Annotated in this window: 14 protein-coding genes and 1 pseudogene; 11 read left to right on the top strand and 4 right to left on the bottom strand. The window is 58.8% G+C overall.

Going from position 1 to position 16,498, the window contains the following annotated elements:
• Positions 1-43 precede the first annotated feature (43 nt).
• Complete coding sequence (locus tag ABVK50_RS14965; protein WP_353640816.1) at positions 44-841, top strand: xanthine dehydrogenase family protein subunit M; 798 nt, start codon at positions 44-46, stop codon at positions 839-841.
• A gap of 536 nt (positions 842-1,377) precedes the next feature.
• On the opposite strand, the gene ABVK50_RS14960 is transcribed toward ABVK50_RS14965, so the two are convergent.
• Positions 1,378-2,052, bottom strand: coding sequence for a protein-L-isoaspartate(D-aspartate) O-methyltransferase (locus ABVK50_RS14960; RefSeq protein ID WP_353645926.1), 675 nt, complete (start codon positions 2,050-2,052; stop codon positions 1,378-1,380).
• A 339-nt stretch (positions 2,053-2,391) separates the two neighbouring features.
• Here ABVK50_RS14960 and ABVK50_RS14955 point away from each other — a divergent pair, with 339 nt between their 5' ends.
• The 3 genes and pseudogenes from ABVK50_RS14955 (at position 2,392) to ABVK50_RS14945 (ending at position 5,738) form a co-directional block, all read left to right on the top strand.
• A complete protein-coding gene (locus ABVK50_RS14955; RefSeq protein ID WP_353640817.1) occupies positions 2,392-4,182 on the top strand; it encodes a DUF6538 domain-containing protein in 1,791 nt (596 codons plus the stop codon).
• A gap of 11 nt (positions 4,183-4,193) precedes the next feature.
• Entirely contained in the window at positions 4,194-4,769 is a 576-nt protein-coding gene (locus tag ABVK50_RS14950) for a hypothetical protein (protein WP_353640818.1), read from the top strand.
• Between the two features lie 20 nt (positions 4,770-4,789).
• Positions 4,790-5,738, top strand: a pseudogene (locus ABVK50_RS14945) (IS630 family transposase).
• Here the strand turns inward: ABVK50_RS14945 and ABVK50_RS14940 are convergent.
• Complete coding sequence (locus ABVK50_RS14940; protein WP_353640819.1) at positions 5,683-6,255, bottom strand: glycosyltransferase family 2 protein; 573 nt, start codon at positions 6,253-6,255, stop codon at positions 5,683-5,685. The pseudogene ABVK50_RS14945 and the gene ABVK50_RS14940 overlap by 56 nt on opposite strands.
• A gap of 522 nt (positions 6,256-6,777) precedes the next feature.
• Here ABVK50_RS14940 and ABVK50_RS14935 point away from each other — a divergent pair.
• The 7 genes from ABVK50_RS14935 to ABVK50_RS14905 all read left to right on the top strand — a co-directional run bounded on the left by ABVK50_RS14935 (position 6,778) and on the right by ABVK50_RS14905 (position 14,731).
• Positions 6,778-7,443 carry a hypothetical protein gene (locus ABVK50_RS14935; protein WP_353640820.1) on the top strand — a complete coding sequence of 222 codons (666 nt, stop codon included), beginning with the start codon at positions 6,778-6,780 and terminating at the stop codon, positions 7,441-7,443.
• A gap of 7 nt (positions 7,444-7,450) precedes the next feature.
• On the top strand, positions 7,451-10,516 hold the full coding sequence (locus ABVK50_RS14930) for an OmpA family protein (RefSeq protein WP_353640821.1): 3,066 nt from the start codon (positions 7,451-7,453) through the stop codon (positions 10,514-10,516).
• A gap of 13 nt (positions 10,517-10,529) precedes the next feature.
• Positions 10,530-11,024 carry a Rab family GTPase gene (locus tag ABVK50_RS14925; RefSeq protein WP_353640822.1) on the top strand — a complete coding sequence of 165 codons (495 nt, stop codon included), beginning with the start codon at positions 10,530-10,532 and terminating at the stop codon, positions 11,022-11,024.
• A gap of 3 nt (positions 11,025-11,027) precedes the next feature.
• The gene (locus ABVK50_RS14920) at positions 11,028-12,098 is read left to right on the top strand and encodes an adenylate/guanylate cyclase domain-containing protein (RefSeq protein ID WP_353640823.1); all 1,071 of its coding nucleotides are present in this window, start codon (positions 11,028-11,030) and stop codon (positions 12,096-12,098) included.
• Positions 12,099-12,522: 424 nt separating this feature from the next.
• Positions 12,523-12,807 carry a methyltransferase domain-containing protein gene (locus ABVK50_RS14915; RefSeq protein ID WP_353640824.1) on the top strand — a complete coding sequence of 95 codons (285 nt, stop codon included), beginning with the start codon at positions 12,523-12,525 and terminating at the stop codon, positions 12,805-12,807.
• Complete coding sequence (locus tag ABVK50_RS14910) at positions 12,690-13,292, top strand: methyltransferase domain-containing protein (protein ID WP_353646949.1); 603 nt, start codon at positions 12,690-12,692, stop codon at positions 13,290-13,292. Before ABVK50_RS14915 ends, ABVK50_RS14910 begins: the two co-directional genes overlap by 118 nt.
• A gap of 1,211 nt (positions 13,293-14,503) precedes the next feature.
• Positions 14,504-14,731: a DUF982 domain-containing protein gene (locus tag ABVK50_RS14905; protein WP_353645927.1), complete on the top strand. Its 228-nt coding sequence runs from the start codon at positions 14,504-14,506 to the stop codon at positions 14,729-14,731.
• Between the two features lie 352 nt (positions 14,732-15,083).
• Here the strand turns inward: ABVK50_RS14905 and ABVK50_RS14900 are convergent, their stop codons facing one another.
• Together ABVK50_RS14900 and ABVK50_RS14895 are read right to left on the bottom strand one after the other, a co-directional pair.
• Positions 15,084-15,635: a hypothetical protein gene (locus tag ABVK50_RS14900; protein WP_353640826.1), complete on the bottom strand. Its 552-nt coding sequence runs from the start codon at positions 15,633-15,635 to the stop codon at positions 15,084-15,086.
• A gap of 355 nt (positions 15,636-15,990) precedes the next feature.
• Complete coding sequence (locus ABVK50_RS14895) at positions 15,991-16,197, bottom strand: hypothetical protein (RefSeq protein WP_353640827.1); 207 nt, start codon at positions 16,195-16,197, stop codon at positions 15,991-15,993.
• Between the last annotated feature and the right edge of the window lie 301 nt (positions 16,198-16,498).

Below are 16,498 nucleotides of genomic sequence, written 5' to 3'. Positions count from 1 at the left end.
CCTACTCCCTACTGCCTGCTTCACTTCCGGAAGGAGAAACCACATGTATTCCACCACCTACCACCGCGCCGCTTCCGTCGCCGATGCCGCGAAACTGATCGGTCAGGGCGACGCCAAACTGCTCGCCGGCGGCATGACGCTGATCGCGGCAATGAAGACCAGGCTAGCAGCACCCTCCGACCTGGTGGATATCGGTCGGATAGCGGAACTCAAGGGTGTCTCGGTCTCCGGCTCGACCGTCACCATCGGCGCCGGCACGACCCATGCGCAAGTCGCCACCGACGCCGGCCTCAAGGCTGCATGCCCGGCGCTGGCGAGGCTCGCCGGCATGATCGGCGATCCGCATGTCCGCCACATGGGCACGATCGGCGGCTCGATCGCCAACAACGACCCGGCGGCAGACTATCCGGCGGCGCTCCTGGCGCTCGCTGCGACAATCGTCACCGACCGTCGCGAGATCGCGGCCGACGACTTCTTCACCGGACAGTTCGAAACCGCGCTGGACGAGGGCGAGATCATCACCGCGGTGCGCTTCACCGCGCCGGCCAAGGCGGCCTACGAGAAATTCCGCAACCCCGCTTCGCGCTACGCGATCGTCGGCGTGTTCGTGGCCAAGGGCGAAAGCGGGGTGAGGGTGGCCGTCACCGGCGCCGGCGACGACGGCGTATTCCGGTCGAGCGAAATCGAAGCCGCGCTGGCCAACAATTTCGACCCGTCGGCGCTCGACGGAATCAGCGTGCCTGCGGACAGCCTGATGACCGACATCCACGCCTCGGCCGACTACCGGGCGAACCTGATTGTCGTGATGGCCAAAAGAGCGGTCGCCCGCGCCAACGGGTGAGGGGCGGCGAAGGCCTCGATGGCGAGCCGATGGCGGTGAGGGCCAATCCTTCCTCTTTTCCGGCGGACGAGGCTGCTCGGAGGCTGTCGAGGGGCGGTGATCGGCTAGCCCGGCACTGTGTATAGAAATAGGCGTGGATCACACCGCGCTCTTTTCGCTTCCTTAGAGAGGCGGCTTCGCAACTTTTTGGCGCAGCGGTTAGGATCGAGTATCCGTTTGCTTCACAAATCGGGCAAATAGGGGTGCCCTGTTGGTTCCCCGTCCTTCATCCGTAGCTGTATCCGTAGCGTTCGACCGTCTGTTTATCGCGGAATGCGAGAAGAGCTTCACCGAGACGCCCGATCTCCTTCTCCTTCGAACGGGGCATTTCTTCCGCGTCGACTACGCCCAGACGAGTGTCTGTTGGCGCATCCAAGGCGAAGCGCGCCTTGGTCTCTCACGATGCCGAGGATAGGCATTGCAGGACTGCGTTGCGCGGAATCCTGCCACTAGCGTGGGCACCCGAAACGCGTGATCGCACCCGATGTCTGCACCTTTTAGACCGTTTCGAGCCGGCTGAACCGAACCGGGATTAGTTTCCGAGTCTTGAGCTTCCCTGCCGCATCCTTGTCGATGACAGTTAGAAATTGTGCTTCCTCAGGTCCCACAGGCAGTACCAATCGGCCCCCTTGCTTGAGCTGCTCAAGCAAGGCCGGCGGCGTCCGTTCAGCCGCCACGGCGACCAGGATCTTGTCGAACGGTGCGTGCTCAAGCCAGCCGCGAGACCCGTCTCCGACACGGATGCCGACGTTGGCGTGGCCGAGGGCCTGCAGGAGAGTTTGGGCATGGCTTACAAATTCCTCGATGATTTCGACGCTCCAAACGTGTCCGGCGAGTTCCGCGAGAATTGCGGTTTGGTAGCCTAAGCCAGTACCGATCTCGAGCACTGCCTCGTGCGGTTGGGGCGCAAGCAGGTCAGTCATGAGAGCGACTATGAAGGGCTGCGAGATGGTTTTATCGAAGCCGATCGGCAGCGGCATGTCCTGGTAGGCGTAAGGAGCAACCGAAGCTGGCACGAAGAGATGCCGCGGCACCCGCCGCATCGCTGCCATTACCCGCTCATCGAGAACCGCCTTGCCGAGTTCTTCGCTCGCAAGATCGACATGAATTGCAATCATCTCGACCATGTGCCTGCATAGAATAGCGAGGTGCTCTTCGTTCATTGGCTTCATCATGGTGGGCTTCCTCAACCGCCGGTTTGCGGACGCTAACTTTATCCTGTCCGGCCTGTCAGGGTAACGCCCACCGTCGTTTCCAGTTGCCCCGCGGCAATCTTCGACTTGTGGTCGGCTATGGTGCCGGCAGGCTATCGGTGCCCTTGGGCGTAGCCGGAGGGCGGCATTCCTGCGGTTTTCAAGGATTGCTGGGAGCGGATTGGCTGGGGAACCTGGACAGTAATCCAATTCTGAATCAAGGGCATGAAAACACATAAATAATTGCCTTTGTTGACTTATTTCAAACCGACTTGTAACACATGGTTGTAACACACGGGCTATCCAAGTGGGGCAATCATGGCACGTTTAAGCTACCTTCTCCGTCGCGGCGCATCCTATTACGCTCGCGCTCGCGTTCCTCTCGACCTTATCGATGTTGTCGGCAGGAAGGAGCTTGTGAAGGCGCTCGGCACGAAGGACGAAAGCGAGGCGAAGCGCCTCTTGTGGCCGGTGGTCGAGTCATGGAACCGGCAGTTCGATGACCTTCGGTCTCGCCGGATGCTGACGCCTGACGATAAGGCGGATGCGACGTGGCAGCACTACACCGGCACTCTCGACCGCTATGAGCAGACCCGGCAGGCCATGCCCACGGTAGCAGACATTGACGCCGCGACCGAAACCGCAGTCGAGACGATGCAGCGCGCCGGCACCGATCTTCGCGACCCGCTCGCGGTGCTCGACGCCAGCCTTGAAGTGTCGGTGCTGAAGAAGCGCCGCACCCTCGACACTCAAGTTCGACGGGCGAAGCTCGACGCCATGCGCGAACACCTTGCGGCCGGCGAGGCGGCACTGATCAACCATGAAGTTGACGACTACATTGACCGCAACAAGCTGATCATCGATCCGCTTTCCCCGGGACGCGGCGACCTCGCCCGGAAGATGATGCGAGCCGAAGTCGAAGATTTGGAGCGCACCCTTGAGCGTGACCGGGGAGACTACAGCGGCACCCCGAAAGACCCGATTGTGAAGTCCGCCGCCGGCACGTCACGCGAACAGGCCGCGCCGGGCGAAACTATCATGGAGCTATTCGAACGCTACGCCGCCGAAAATCCGAAGGGCATCGCCACCGGCACGATTGCGCAGGCCCGCCGCGACGTTGGCAGCTTTGTCGATTATGTCGGCAGCACTTGCCCAGTTCACCGGATTGACAAGAAGGCCGTCCGCGAATGGAAGGCGCTCTTGCTGAAGTATCCGGTGAAGGCGACCGAAAGCAAAGCGTTCGCCGGCATGACGCTTGCGCAGATCGTCCGGCACAATGAGAAGGTCGGCAAGCCGGTGATCACTCCGCGCACCGTCAACCGCTACCTTGCCGGTTTCAGCGCCTTTTGCAGTTGGCTTGTCGCCCATGGCTATCTCGACCAGAACCCGGCGACGGACATGTTCTTGAAGAAGCCGAAGGACAAGACCACGGTTCCCTTCACGACCGACCAGATGAACGCCTTGTTCAAGTCGCCCCTGTTCACTGGATGCCGCAGCGGCGACGAATGGCTCAACGTCGCCAAGCCGGGCAACGTCATGATCCGCGACCATCGTTATTGGGTTCCGCTGGTTATGCTCTATTCCGGCGCTCGACCAGCGGAGATTGCGCAGCTTGCCGTGAGCGACGTTCGGCAGGAACACGGGCACTGGATCATGCACATCACCACGGAAGGCGACGGCGGCAAGAGCGTCAAAACGGCCGGCTCTATGCGTGTCGTGCCGGTCCATAATGAGCTTATCCGGCTCGGCTTCATCAAGTATCGCGATGGCATGGAAGCGGCCGGGCATAGCTGCCTGTTCCCGGAAGCGAAGCGCAATGCGCGCGGGCAGATGATCGCGGAATTCTCGCGCGAGTTCGGCCGTTACCTCACTCGGCTTGAGATGAAGGATGGGCGCGGCCTGTCGCTCTACAGCTTCCGCTACGGCGCGGCCGATGCCCTTCGCCGGGCCGGGCATCTGGACGAACAGTTCGGGTTCATCCTCGGCCATACCAGCGGCACCATGACCGGCCGCTATGGCATCATGCCTCAAGGAATGCTGAAGCAGCGCGTCGAGCTTGTGAACTCCATTGCCTATCCGAAGCTCGATTTGACGCATCTACACGCTTGAGAGGAGGCGGTGTGGAAAACCCCTACTGGCATGAATTCTATAAACCGCACGTGGTCGATTTCCATGAAGTGAGGGAGCTTTGCTTTCGAGCCTTCGCCATCGCTGCTGCCAGCCGCTCGATGATGGGGGTGCCCGGCGAAGAAATCGGCGGCACCCTTCACGATGCCTTCTTCCGGATGGCGGAAGCAAGGCTATCCGACGCGCTCCTAAATCTCGCGGTGAAGATAAGAACATTCGAAGACATCATCGCGGATTCCGAAGCAGCCGATGAATATGCAGCGCTTTTGAAGAAAATTTTTGAACCAGAACAATTGGGAAGCATCGGAAACGAAGGTTCCGATGGCCGCAGAGATATCTCGCTTCGCGTAGCTTGCAACAAGATCATCCACGCCGAAGACCTTCGTCCCGTCTATGAACACGGTTCGAATCCGCGTGAAGAAGATTTCGCATGGGGGATGACCGGGACTATCGAACTCACCGGAAAGCTTCGGGGCAAACAGTGGGACGTTTGGCTAGAGCATCTTCGAAGAACGCAGAGTCGGTTTTGGGATTCACGCGGTAAGTTTCGTCTGATTCACTGCTCCTAGTGATTTGCGAGGGGGTGAGGATGACAAGGAGCCTGAGCGCGGACCTGCGCGGGCGGGTGATTGCGGCCATTGAGGATGGCTTATCGACGCGGGAGGCTGCGCGTCGCTTCCGGATCGGGATTTCGACGGCGGGAAGCTGGTATCGCCGCTATCGCGAGACCGGCGAGATGGAGGCGCGCAAGCAAGGCCAGCCGTCGCGTTCGAAGCTCGACGCGCATGAGGCCTTCGTTCTCGGCCTGATCGAGGAGACGCCGGACATCACACTTGCCGAGATCGGTGAACGCCTTGCAGCCGAGCGGGGCGTACGGGTAGCGCCGTCCACCGTCTGGCTGTTACTCGACCGGCGCGGCATCACGTTCAAAAAAAGACGGCGCACGCCGCCGAACAGCAGCGTCCCGACGTCCTGCGCCGCCGCAGGGCCTGGTTCGATGGTCAACTCGATCTCGACCCCGAGAAGCTGATCTTCATCGACGAGACCGCGGCATCCACGAAGATGGCCCGGTTGCGAGGCCGTGCGCCATGCGGCGAGCGCTGCCTGGCGGCCGTGCCTCACGGGCACTGGAAGACGACGACCTTCACCGCCCCGGCCTGCGGCTCGACGGCATGGCCGCGCCGATGCTGCTCGACGGTCCGATGAACGGCCCAGCCTTCCTCGCCTATGCGGAGCAGGTTCTCGCGCCCGAGCTTAGCCCCGGCGACATCGTGGTCATGGATAACCTGCCGGCCCACAAGATCAGCGGCGTGCGCGAGGTGATCGAGAAGGCCGGAGCGCGGCTCCTGTTCCTGCCGCCATACTCGCCCGACTTCAACCCGATCGAGATGGCCTTCTCAAAGCTCAAAGCCCTCCTGAGAAAGGCTGCAGCCAGAACCATCGACGAACTCTGGTTGGTCGTCGCCGGCTGTCTCTCCGCGTTCAGCGCCGAGGAATGCCGACACTATTTCGAGGCCGCCGGCTATGACCCGGAATAAGTCGAATCTGCTCTAGACGCTGACGAATTTCTTGCTGCCTGCTTGGAAGTCGCGAACGCATTTGATCCGCCGCAGACAGATGGCGAAGCAAGCGGTAGAAGACACGGGCGGTGAAGCGCTTGAACCAGGTTTCACCCTGCCGGCTGACGCGCCGGGCACAAACGATCTCGAACCCTTCCTTCCACTTCGCCACCAGATCTAGAACGACCTCCGGCGGATCCTGAAGGTCGGCGTCCATCACGATCACGGCGTCGCCCTTGGCGGCATCCATGCCGGCCGTGATCGCGATCTGGTGTCCGAAATTGCGGGAAAGCTCGATCAGCCGAAAACCCGACTCAGCGGCGATGACCTCCCGAAGGCAGTTGACGCTTCCGTCCCGGCTCCCGTCGTCAATGAAGATAACCTCCGCGTCTCCATCCAGCCGGTGAAGCAGCAACTTGATCCGCCCGATTAGTCGAGGCAGCACCTCTTCCTCGTTGCAGATAGGGATCACGAGCGAATATCGTGGGGGCGACACGTTTTTCCCCGTCCGATGGTGCAGCCTGATAGTCGGCGCAACAGCAATGGAATATTCGCTGAAAAGTTCCAGCTATTGCTAATATACGCACCGCGTCCGGGCCTCGACAGGAGATGGCGGCGAGTACTGGCCCATCACGATGGGGCCCGGGTCACGCTCCCAGCTGATATGCGAGCTGAGAAGCCGAGCTGCCCGGAAGCGATCTTATGGAGTTTTCCGTAAGCCGTAGCTGGCTCGCGTCAGCACGCAACGGCTAGATTGGCCCCGGAGTCGGTTCCCTTCAATGATTGATTAGCTCAACTCGTTAAGGACCACTATTCCAAGAGGTAAAAGGGCGTACCTCGACCGGCCATCTCACACTTGATACTAGTCCAAAATGCGTAAAAGATGTACGATGGAACCAATTGGATTTTCGCCACAAGCTTCCGGCCTTGCGGGTCGGCTGTTTTGGTGACATGCTTGCCCATTGTCTGCGATTGATACACGCAGCAGTTGTTCGATCCTAAATAAAGGGGGCATAAGATGGCCAAAGAATCTTTGAATGCCGCTTCCTCAGAAAATAAAGCGGAGGGAAATCCGATAAGTCATGCAGACCTAAACGGATTGACCTTGATGGCGTCGCAGGCTCGCGAGAGCGGGGTCTCGGGCGAGGCTGTAGGTGTCGATAAGATACGTGATCTGCTGTTCGGCAACCAGATGCAGGACTATGACCGCCGTTTTTCCAAGCTTGAGGAACGGTTCCTGCAGCGCTTCAAGGATGTCGAATCCGAGTCCAAGCGCAATCTCGAAACGTATGAGTCAAATGCAAAGAAGCAGGTCGATTCGCTCGCGGCTCAACTGCGGAACGAAAAAGATGCGCGGGCCGAGGCCGACAAGGAGATTGATCGAAATCTTCGCGAACATAATCAGGCACTTGAAAAGCAAGTGCGCGGGTTGTCAGATCAGTTGAGCGAACTTGAGCGCGATGTTGCTGACCGGATAAATCGAAGCGATCAATTGCTGCGTGAGGAAATCAAGCAAAAGAATGAAACCGTCCAGTTGCTAATTGAGAAGATGTTTTCTGATCTCAGCAATGTCAAGACAGACAGAAATCTTTTGGCTGGTCTGTTTGTCGAAGTTGCAAAGTGTCTGAATCAGGAACCCGCCGGCAGCAAGAGCAACTCGGAACGTGGCTGGAAAGCGAGTTGATCCGAACTTGACGTCGACTGCCGACCCAATCAGCCTTCTTCAAAGAGCAGCTTCGAACGATACCGAGATTAATCGCGAGGCTCTGGCCAGTCTTTTGGTCGAAATTGCCCGGAATGTTGATCCGGACTATCGTGCAAGTTTCGAGGGAGTTCCAACCGCCGATCCTCGTATGGAAACGCTGCGCCAGTTGCTGGTCGGCGGCGAAATCTCGGAGCTTTCACGGATTACGCAGCTTCTGGACGAACCTGAGCAGCTATCGGCTGCAGTGGCGGGCGTTCTCCCCAATGCAGCCGCACAGGCGTCTCATGCGCAACTCAGCGAAGTCCTTGCGCCAGTTGTCGAGAGGGCTGTCCAACGGTCCATCCAGAAGAGCCCACGCACGCTAACGGATATATTATACCCGCTGTTTCTACCGGCTATTCGCAAGTCGATCAGGGAAAAAATCGACCAGACCTTTCAGTCGCTGAATGAATCTTTAAAATACATATTTACGTGGCGTGGACTTACGTGGAGGTTTGAAGCTTGGAAAACTGGTACTAGCTTCGCAGAGGTTGTTCTTAATCATACTCTTGTCTATCGCGTAGAGCATGTCTTTCTCATACACCGCAGTTCCGGCCTTTTGATTGCTCATGTAGCGGCCGAGAATGCAACGAGCGAAGATCCTCAACTCATTTCTTCAATGCTTAGCGCAATTCAAGATTTCGTAAAAGACTCATTTAACGAGAAAGAACAGGATGGTCTGGATACTATCCGTTTCGGGGAACTTCGTCTCTGGTCGGAATCGGGACCGTTTGCGACCTTGGTCGCCGTAATACGGGGAAACCCACCAGAGGAATTACATGAAATAATACGTGACGTATTGCTTCGCGTCCATGAAGAATACTCCCTGGCTTTGGAGCAATTTGACGGCGACGGTTCGAAGTTGGCTGGCGTAGAGACCCAGTTGCAGACCTGCGTTGAACTGAGCCAGGAGGAATCAAGTCAGGGATTTCCCTGGCTGGTGGTAGCTGCTGTTTTGCTGGGTTTGATTCCGGCAGGAGGTTGGTTCCTTCTTTCCTGGCAATCCGGGCAGCATTGGCAGGCTTATATGTCGCGACTTGAGGCCCAGCCGGGAATCATCGTCGCCGAACAAACGGCGAGGGGTGGACACTTCTATGTTGCCGGACTGAGAGATCCGCTTGCCGTCGACCCGCAGACCCTGTTGTCCGGAACGCAGGTCGATCCCGCCCGGGTTCACTCGCAATGGCAATTCTATCAGAGCCTTGAACCGGAGTTCGTGCTGAAGCGGCTGATGGCCTCGCTGGCTCCGCCGAAATCGGTTCGGCTTTCGATCGTCGAGGATCGCATCGTTGCCGAGGGTGAGGCTCCCGACACCTGGATAGATCGGGCACGCGCCGCGGCCCGACAGCTTTCGGCAGGCGGACCGGCATTCGACATCTCCAAGGTTCGTGATGTGAGCCCCGAAGCACGCGCAGCGGAACACTGGCAGGCTTATATGTCGCGACTTGAGGCCCAGCCGGGAATCATCGTCGCCGAACAAACGGCGAGGGGTGGACACTTCTATGTTGCCGGACTGAGAGATCCGCTTGCCGTCGACCCGCAGACCCTGTTGTCCGGAACGCAGGTCGATCCCGCCCGCGTTCACTCGCAATGGCAATTCTATCAGAGCCTTGAACCGGAGTTCGTGCTGAAGCGGCTGATGGCCTCGCTGGCTCCGCCGAAATCGGTTCGGCTTTCGATCGTCGAGGATCGCATCGTTGCCGAGGGTGAGGCTCCCGACACCTGGATAGATCGGGCACGCGCAGCGGCCCGACAGCTTTCGGCAGGCGGACCGGCATTCGACATCTCCAAGGTTCGTGATGTGAGCCCCGAAGCACGCGCAGCGGAACACTGGCAGGCCTATGTGTCGCGACTTGAGGCCCAGCCGGGAATCATCGTCGCCCAACAAACGACGAGGGGCGGACACTTCTATGTTGCCGGATTGAGAGATCCGCTTGCCGTCGACCCGCAGGCTCTGCTGTCCGGAACGCAGGTCGATCCCGCCCGCGTTCACTCGCAATGGCAATTCTATCAGAGCCTTGAACCGGAGTTCGTGCTGAAGCGGCTGATGGCCTCGCTGGCTCCGCCGAAATCGGTACGGCTTTCGATCGTCGAGGATCGCATCGTTGCCGAGGGTGAGGCTCCCGACACCTGGATAGATCGGGCACGCGCCGCGGCCCGACAGCTTTCGGCAGGCGGACCGGCATTCGACATCTCCAAGGTTCGTGATGTGAGCCCCGAAGCACGCGCAGCGGAACACTGGCAGGCCTATGTGTCGCGACTTGAGGCCCAGCCGGGAATCATCGTCGCCCAACAAACGACGAGGGGCGGACATTTCTATATTTCTGGCCTGAGAGACCCGCAGGCCGCCGACCCGCAGGCTCTGCTGTCCGGAACGCAGGTCGATCCCGCCCGCGTTCACTCGCAATGGCAATTCTATCAGAGCCTTGATCCGAAGTTCGTGCTGAAGCGGCTGATGGCCTCGCTGGCTCCGCCGAAATCGGTACGGCTTTCGATCGTCGAGGATCGCATCGTTGCCGTGGGTGAGGCTCCTGCCGCCTGGATAAACCGGGCGCGGGTCGCCTCCCAACAGCTCTCCGCGGACGGTCTCTCTCTAGAAATCTCCGAGCTGCGTGAGTTGACCCCTCAGGAACTCACTCATTTGAGGGAGGCTATTCAAGCGGTCGACATTTTCTTCGATTCTGGCAAGGCTGTACCGGGACCAGAGCAACTGCCGGTTCTCGACAAATTGGCGAATCAGTTGAAGGAATTGGCCAAGGCCGCCCGCAACGCAGGCGTAACAGCGCGGTTCATGTTGACCGGCCATTCGGACGCGACGGGCCGTGAAACGGCCAACTTGTCGATCAGCGCCGCCCGCGCGGAGACAGTCCGTGCGCTTCTCAAGAAGCGCGGCGTCGATCCAGAACTTCTCTTGGTTCGCGGCGCGGGCACTTTTGAACCAGTGGAGCCTGAAAGTAGTCGAACCGGGAGCTCCGCCAATCGCAGGGTTTCGGTCACGGTAAACTTCGACTAGTACGGAGCCCAGGATGTTGCAAAAGAAGATCTGCATGTTGGGCGGGTTCGCTGTCGGAAAGACGAGCCTGGTTCGCAGGTTTGTGCAAAGCATCTTTTCAGAGACCTACCTGACTACGGTGGGAGTGAAAATCGACAAGAAGAGTGTTGTACTCCCGGACAAAACCGTGGATCTGATTTTATGGGATTTGGCCGGCGAAGACGATATCGGCTCGTTCCGCGTCAGCTATGTGCGAGGTGCGACCGGGCTGGTGCTTGTCGTGGATGGAACCCGCGCCGCTACCCTCGCGGTGGCGCTCACGTTGCGCGAGCGGGTCGAGGCCGAGTTCGGCGCCATGCCGTTTGTATTGTTGTTCAACAAATCCGATCTGGCAGATCGGTGGGCGATATCGGACAATGAGATAAACGAATTGAAGCAAATTGGATGGCAAGTCTATTTAACAAGTGCGCTTTCAGGGGAACATGTTGATGATGCGTTTCGTCAGCTAGCTTCGATTGTTGCCAAATAAGCTATGGCTGGATTGCCAATAGAAGTCCGCGAATGGCTTTACAATTTCATCTACAACGAACGTTCTGTCGCATATCTTAAAATCGATGCCCAGCTTCTAATAGCTGCGAAGGGTGGTAGAGTTGAACATTACGGCCTCTCGTCACTTCGAATAGGCAGGCCGGCTACCGAGCAGCTCGAATTCATGGAAGGTTTGCTGCCATGCACAGATCTTCCATATCACATGCCCATGGTAGAACTGCCCGGCGGACGAGTTGCAGACCTTCATCTTTTTGCTGACGACGCCGGCATTTGGCTGCTCATTCTCGACGCCACCGCCGAGCGCGATAATAAGCAGCGGATTCAACAGAAGGCGTATGAGATGACGCTCCTGCAAGAGAGGGAGCGGCAACTCAATGAGAAATTACAATCGACCAACGAGGCGTTGAGCAAGAGCCAAGAGGAACTGTCGCGTGAATACCAACGCTCCGAAAGCCTACTGCTCAACATCCTTCCGGCGTCGATCGCCGGGCGGTTAAAAGCGCACGAACAGATTGCCGACGACCATGCAGAGGTGAGTGTGCTATTTGCCGACATTGTCGGCTTTACGGAAAGAGCGCGGAGCGTCGGAGCAGAGGCGACCCTCGCCATCCTAAATTGCTTCTTCAAGGCGGCGGATATGCTCTCCGAACGACACGACTGCGAGAAAATCAAGACAATCGGCGATTGTGTAATGGTGGTCGCTGGCCTGCCCGCGGCGCGACCCGACCACGCAGAAGCCCTTGCTCATTATGCACTTGAACTGCGGAAGGCCTGCGAGCGCGAAAGCTTCGCTGGAGAACCGCTAAGACTCAGGATTGGAATTCATTCAGGACCGATCGTCGCTGGCGTCATAGGCAACAGGCGGTTTGCCTATGACCTTTGGGGCGACACCGTTAATCTCGCCTCACGTATTCAAACATCCGCGGATCCCGATGAAATCCGTATTTCGGATGCAACGCACAAGCTGCTTGGACCAAGTTTTGCCTGCGACCCACTCGCGGAAACGGAACTGCGTGGAACAGGTCGTGTGCGAATGTGGCGGCTCTCGGCCTGATTGCCAGTTGGCATGCCGCCCCCTGGAGCGAATTGCATCTCGAGCTAGACTATCAAGATCATGGTTTCGAATGCCCGCAAGAGTGCGCGAAGCAGTCAATCACCGAGCGACCGCCAAAGGTCCGGATTGGGTCAGGTCACGACGATGCCACACCAAGCTGAATGTCTGTTCTTAAGGATTCGCAGCCCGAAGCTGCCGGTCTGCTCTCGGCCCCAAACACGATATCTGGAGACTTGCTCGGTGAGGACAGCTTCTGGCGCTGTCGAGGCGACCGGACCCGCGTTAGCCAAACTTGGGTCCGAATGGGCTGTACGGCTGGATCGGGTGGAATGTTGCGATACCAGCTTTTCGTCTATTATGACCGTTGTCGCAACAAAGCTGCAGTTCACGCCTGCTGATCGACAAAGCCTTGATGTTGCAACCAATGACAGATAGCTTTCACGCCGAAGTGGCCGCCCGTTGGAATGAGAACGCGAATCAATGGACGCGCGATGTGGGGGATGGCTACGATGTCTATCGCGATCGTTTCACGTTCCCTGCGTTCCAGGATTTCTTGCCTCCGCTGGGTGGCCTTGAAATCATTGATTTCGGGTGTGGCGAGGGTACGAACACTCGGCGGCTCGCACGAATGGGCGCTCGGCTGACAGGTGTCGATATTTCCGAACGCTTGATCGACTACGCCCGCCAGGCAAGGACGCTGAGCCGCTAGGAATTACATACAAGGTGTCGTCCTACAGCGTCGACACCGGGTTTCCCGACGCTTCTTTCGACGCTGTCGTTTCCACTATGGCGTTGATGGACGGACCTGATTTTGGCGGCGAGATGCGCGAAGCCTATCGACTCGTGCGCCCTGGAGGTTTCTTGGCCTTCAACACCGGGGTTGCATTGGGAGAAGGATGGAGAAGGGCGTGCGGTGGCCTTGTGCGTGTCGCGCTATTTCGATCGAACCAGCGTCACGGAGCATTGGCGTTTAGCGAGCGCGCGACGGACGAGGAAGTAGTGCCCTTTGCGGTGCCCCGTTTTCCACGAACAATCAGTGACTACCTCAATGCTGTTGCGGCGGCCGGGTTTCGGATTGGGCGGGTTGGAGAGCCTCAGCCTTCGGCTGAGACTTGCCAAACTGTTCCTCGGTTCGCCCGCTGGCGAGACCTTGGCGGGTTGGTGTTGCTGGTGATGGCGGAACGTCCGGTTTAGGCTGCCTTGCCGCCGTTGCGGTTCCAGAGATGAGCGGCCGCAACGGGTCGACTGCGGCCGTCGCACGAATCGGCCGCTTGAAGAAGTGACAGGAATGTCCGGAAAATACCGCGCTTGTGCCCTTATTTTGGCTGCTGGCAACGAAGCACTTCCGCCCACGAAAGTCTTTCAACAGGTGCCTATAATTCTGCCAGCGAGATCTCGCCCTTTATTAAAATTTTGCCCGGAAAAAAAGGGTAGCCGCAATTTCGCGTCTCTATGTTAGCGAGAGAAAATTACATGGAGCCTCGTATCCCATGCTTCGGTTATCCCTGATTGTTGCCGCGTCTCTGGTATCCTCGCAGTTGAATGCCGAGCCGATCTCGCTTCGAGGAGACTGGCAACAAGTCCTCTCGAACGCTGGAAAGTGTGAACACTGCCGTCTATCGATTAGGTCGACTGGTTCGGCGCTAGAGGTGACAGCGAACAACGGATGGACTGCGACGGTGATCCCAAACCAGCACTCCAGTAGTGAAACTGCGAAGGGTGATGGCCGCTGGGGTCCTAACGCCGGAGGTTCCTACAAGGGGCAGTCGTTTCAGATCTTTCTCGCGGCGAACCGCAACGGACGGCTCTGGATGGGTATGTCGGTGCGCGGGGCAAATGGGAAAGATGCATTCATCCAAGCACTCTTCGAAAGAATGAGCCTACCACCCGCAGCCAGTGAACTTTGAGGCATGCCCTCTCAGATCGCGTACGATTTTGGGTAGGGGCAGGCGGCCAAACTTAGGCATTTGACGATCTGGGGCTTTTCGGTCGCCATGGCGGTCATCGCGCCGATCGCATCTCCGTGTTAACGTTGTGCTACATTAATCCGCGCTTGCGATCGAAGAATACGACCGTCCGCTAAACTGAATTTATTTCAGCCGGGATGACTGGTGACCACCACCATTGCGGCCATAAAATGCGGTCTCAAACCACCGTCTTGCTGGCTCGAAGTGACCTTTTAACTCTGGCGCTTCGAGCCGTCGTGTATCGCGCAGCCGACACACATAATCCAACATTTGCGTGAAGGTACTGCAACGAAGGGCTGGCTCGCATGTTGCCGAGCGCTCCGTGCATATTGCTGGCCGCCATCCTTGGACTCGCTCTTTGGAGATCCTCATGAACAGCAGGCAATTCTCGCGGCCCGTATCGATCTTCATTGGACTCGGATTCGCCCACGATGTTGGGTGCGCCAGGGAGCCTTTGAGTTGCTGAATGATTGGCCTTCCAGAGACCGCGGCCCTGCGCACGATGCGGCGGCTATCGATGCATGCCGCGCTGCTTTGGCCTGCGAATGTGATGACGAGACGGCGCGGCGGGCGTTCGAAGCGTTCGCCCGGGATAGCGGCATTCTGGCTCCGGAAACGCCAGATGCGATCGAGCACCCGGCTGGAGACGAATCGACGGCTGCCTAAGATCACTCCGCCGCTTCCTCAAGTCACCGCGGATACGCTCGACCGTCTCGTGAACGCATATTCGGCATACCGGTATGATTGACGGGCGACGGGTTCTTTGGGAGATCGGGTCGTGTTTCTTTTAATTTCCAACTTATGAATCAACTTTAGGTGTATTTATTGGCCTAGAATTGAAGAGATCACCCTTGCCGCGCTCCGTGAGCGCCAAAGTAGTTCGCCGAATGGTAGACCTGATCGCCTGGCAGTGTCTGGTTCTCGGCGCCAAGGAAGCCTGTAAAGACCGGGATCTGGAACATCGGCCTCAGCCTGTCCGGATCGGGCTTGGTCGTCAGCGTCCTGATGTCCGAGGACTTCAGCTTCGCAGGCCTTCGAGCGTCAGTTCCCTGAGGGCGTAGCCCTGGCCACGCAGGTACCGGAAGAACTCAGCGAGGTTTCCGAGATGCTTGCGGATCGTGTTAACGCCAAGTCCGATCTGCGGCGGCGGCTGGTTGCGCTGCTTTGCAACATCCACCAGCTTCGATGCCGCATCGCGAAGCTGCCTTGGCGAGAGTTGACGCATGCGCGCGCTCTGTCCGTAGCGCGCCGGAATCTCATCAAAATGCTCTCGCAGCCGACCGACATGGAACTGTTCGATCTCCGAGGCGTCGGACACCCCATGCTCCGCGAGGATCCCGACGAACGTTTCGACGACCACGCGCACGTCCTGAGCGGTCTTCTTCTCCCAGGTGCGCTTGCTCTTGATCAGCGACTCGCACTTGTTGCCGAATTCCGACACTGTGAGCGCCTTGCCATGAGGGCGGGGCGAGGATGTAACCGTCGTGACATCGTCTGGTTCGGCGATGGTCTCGCGCGCTGAGGCTATCCTCATTGAAGGACTGCCGGTGGCAATTGGCTGCTCGACCACCGGGCCCGTCGTTTTCGACTTCGAGAGGCCCCTGAGCCACTCCGGTCGGACTTGGCTCCTCTAATCGAGCCGCAAGCGTCCCTACCTGCAGATCCGTCCCTCGTCCTGAAGGCGAAGTGCCCTCAACCCCCGGAACGGCATGAGCATCCGCCGGAGGCAATGCAGGCGCAGGATCCTCCGGTCCCAAGATTTCGGCCAGTCCAAGCCCCTCGGCCTCGCGATAGCGGGCGGGGGCAGCGAGCAGCATGTCGGCGCGAGCCCGCATGAGTTCCGCGGTGGCGCGCTCGCGCCACGGAGCGCCTTCTCGAATGAGCCTGCCTGCATTCGGCCTGCTCCTGCGCGAAGGTCTCTGCGATCACTGCGATGCTCGCTTCCGGGATGCCTTCGCGCTCGAGGACCTTGCGTCCCGGCACCCTGGCGCGAAATCGAGGCGGCGCATCGTGCCGAACAGTTCGATGAGCCGGTAGGCCCAGCCGACCTCGAGATCGGCCCGAATCGCGAGGAGCGGATCGGCGCCGACGCGGCGTGCCGCGAACTGGAGGTTGTCGAGGTGCTCGGCCATGCGCGCCGCCTCGGTGCGGAGGTGTGTTGAGCCGCGCCATGTAGCCTGCCTTCATATGACATGACTGGTGGAGAGAGAGTGAAAGGTGGCTGTCGGGCACTTTCGTGAAGCGGCGGGGGATCCGCGGCCGCCAGTAGAAGACGTTGCCCCTGCGGACGAGATTCTGGACTTCGTGGCGGTTCGCCATGCCGGATTGCCTCGCGCTCTGACGGGCGTGGCAGTCCGAATGTGCCTCAGCCCTGTGCCTCAGTTTCGTGCACAACGGGCATGGCGACCCCGAAAAGGATTCGCAGGGAATGAG

The organism is Mesorhizobium sp. WSM2240, from assembly GCF_040438645.1.
GTDB lineage: Bacteria > Pseudomonadota > Alphaproteobacteria > Rhizobiales > Rhizobiaceae > Allomesorhizobium.
The sequence above is the reverse complement of the archived record's forward strand: the minus strand, read 5'-3'. Positions and strand labels throughout refer to the sequence as shown.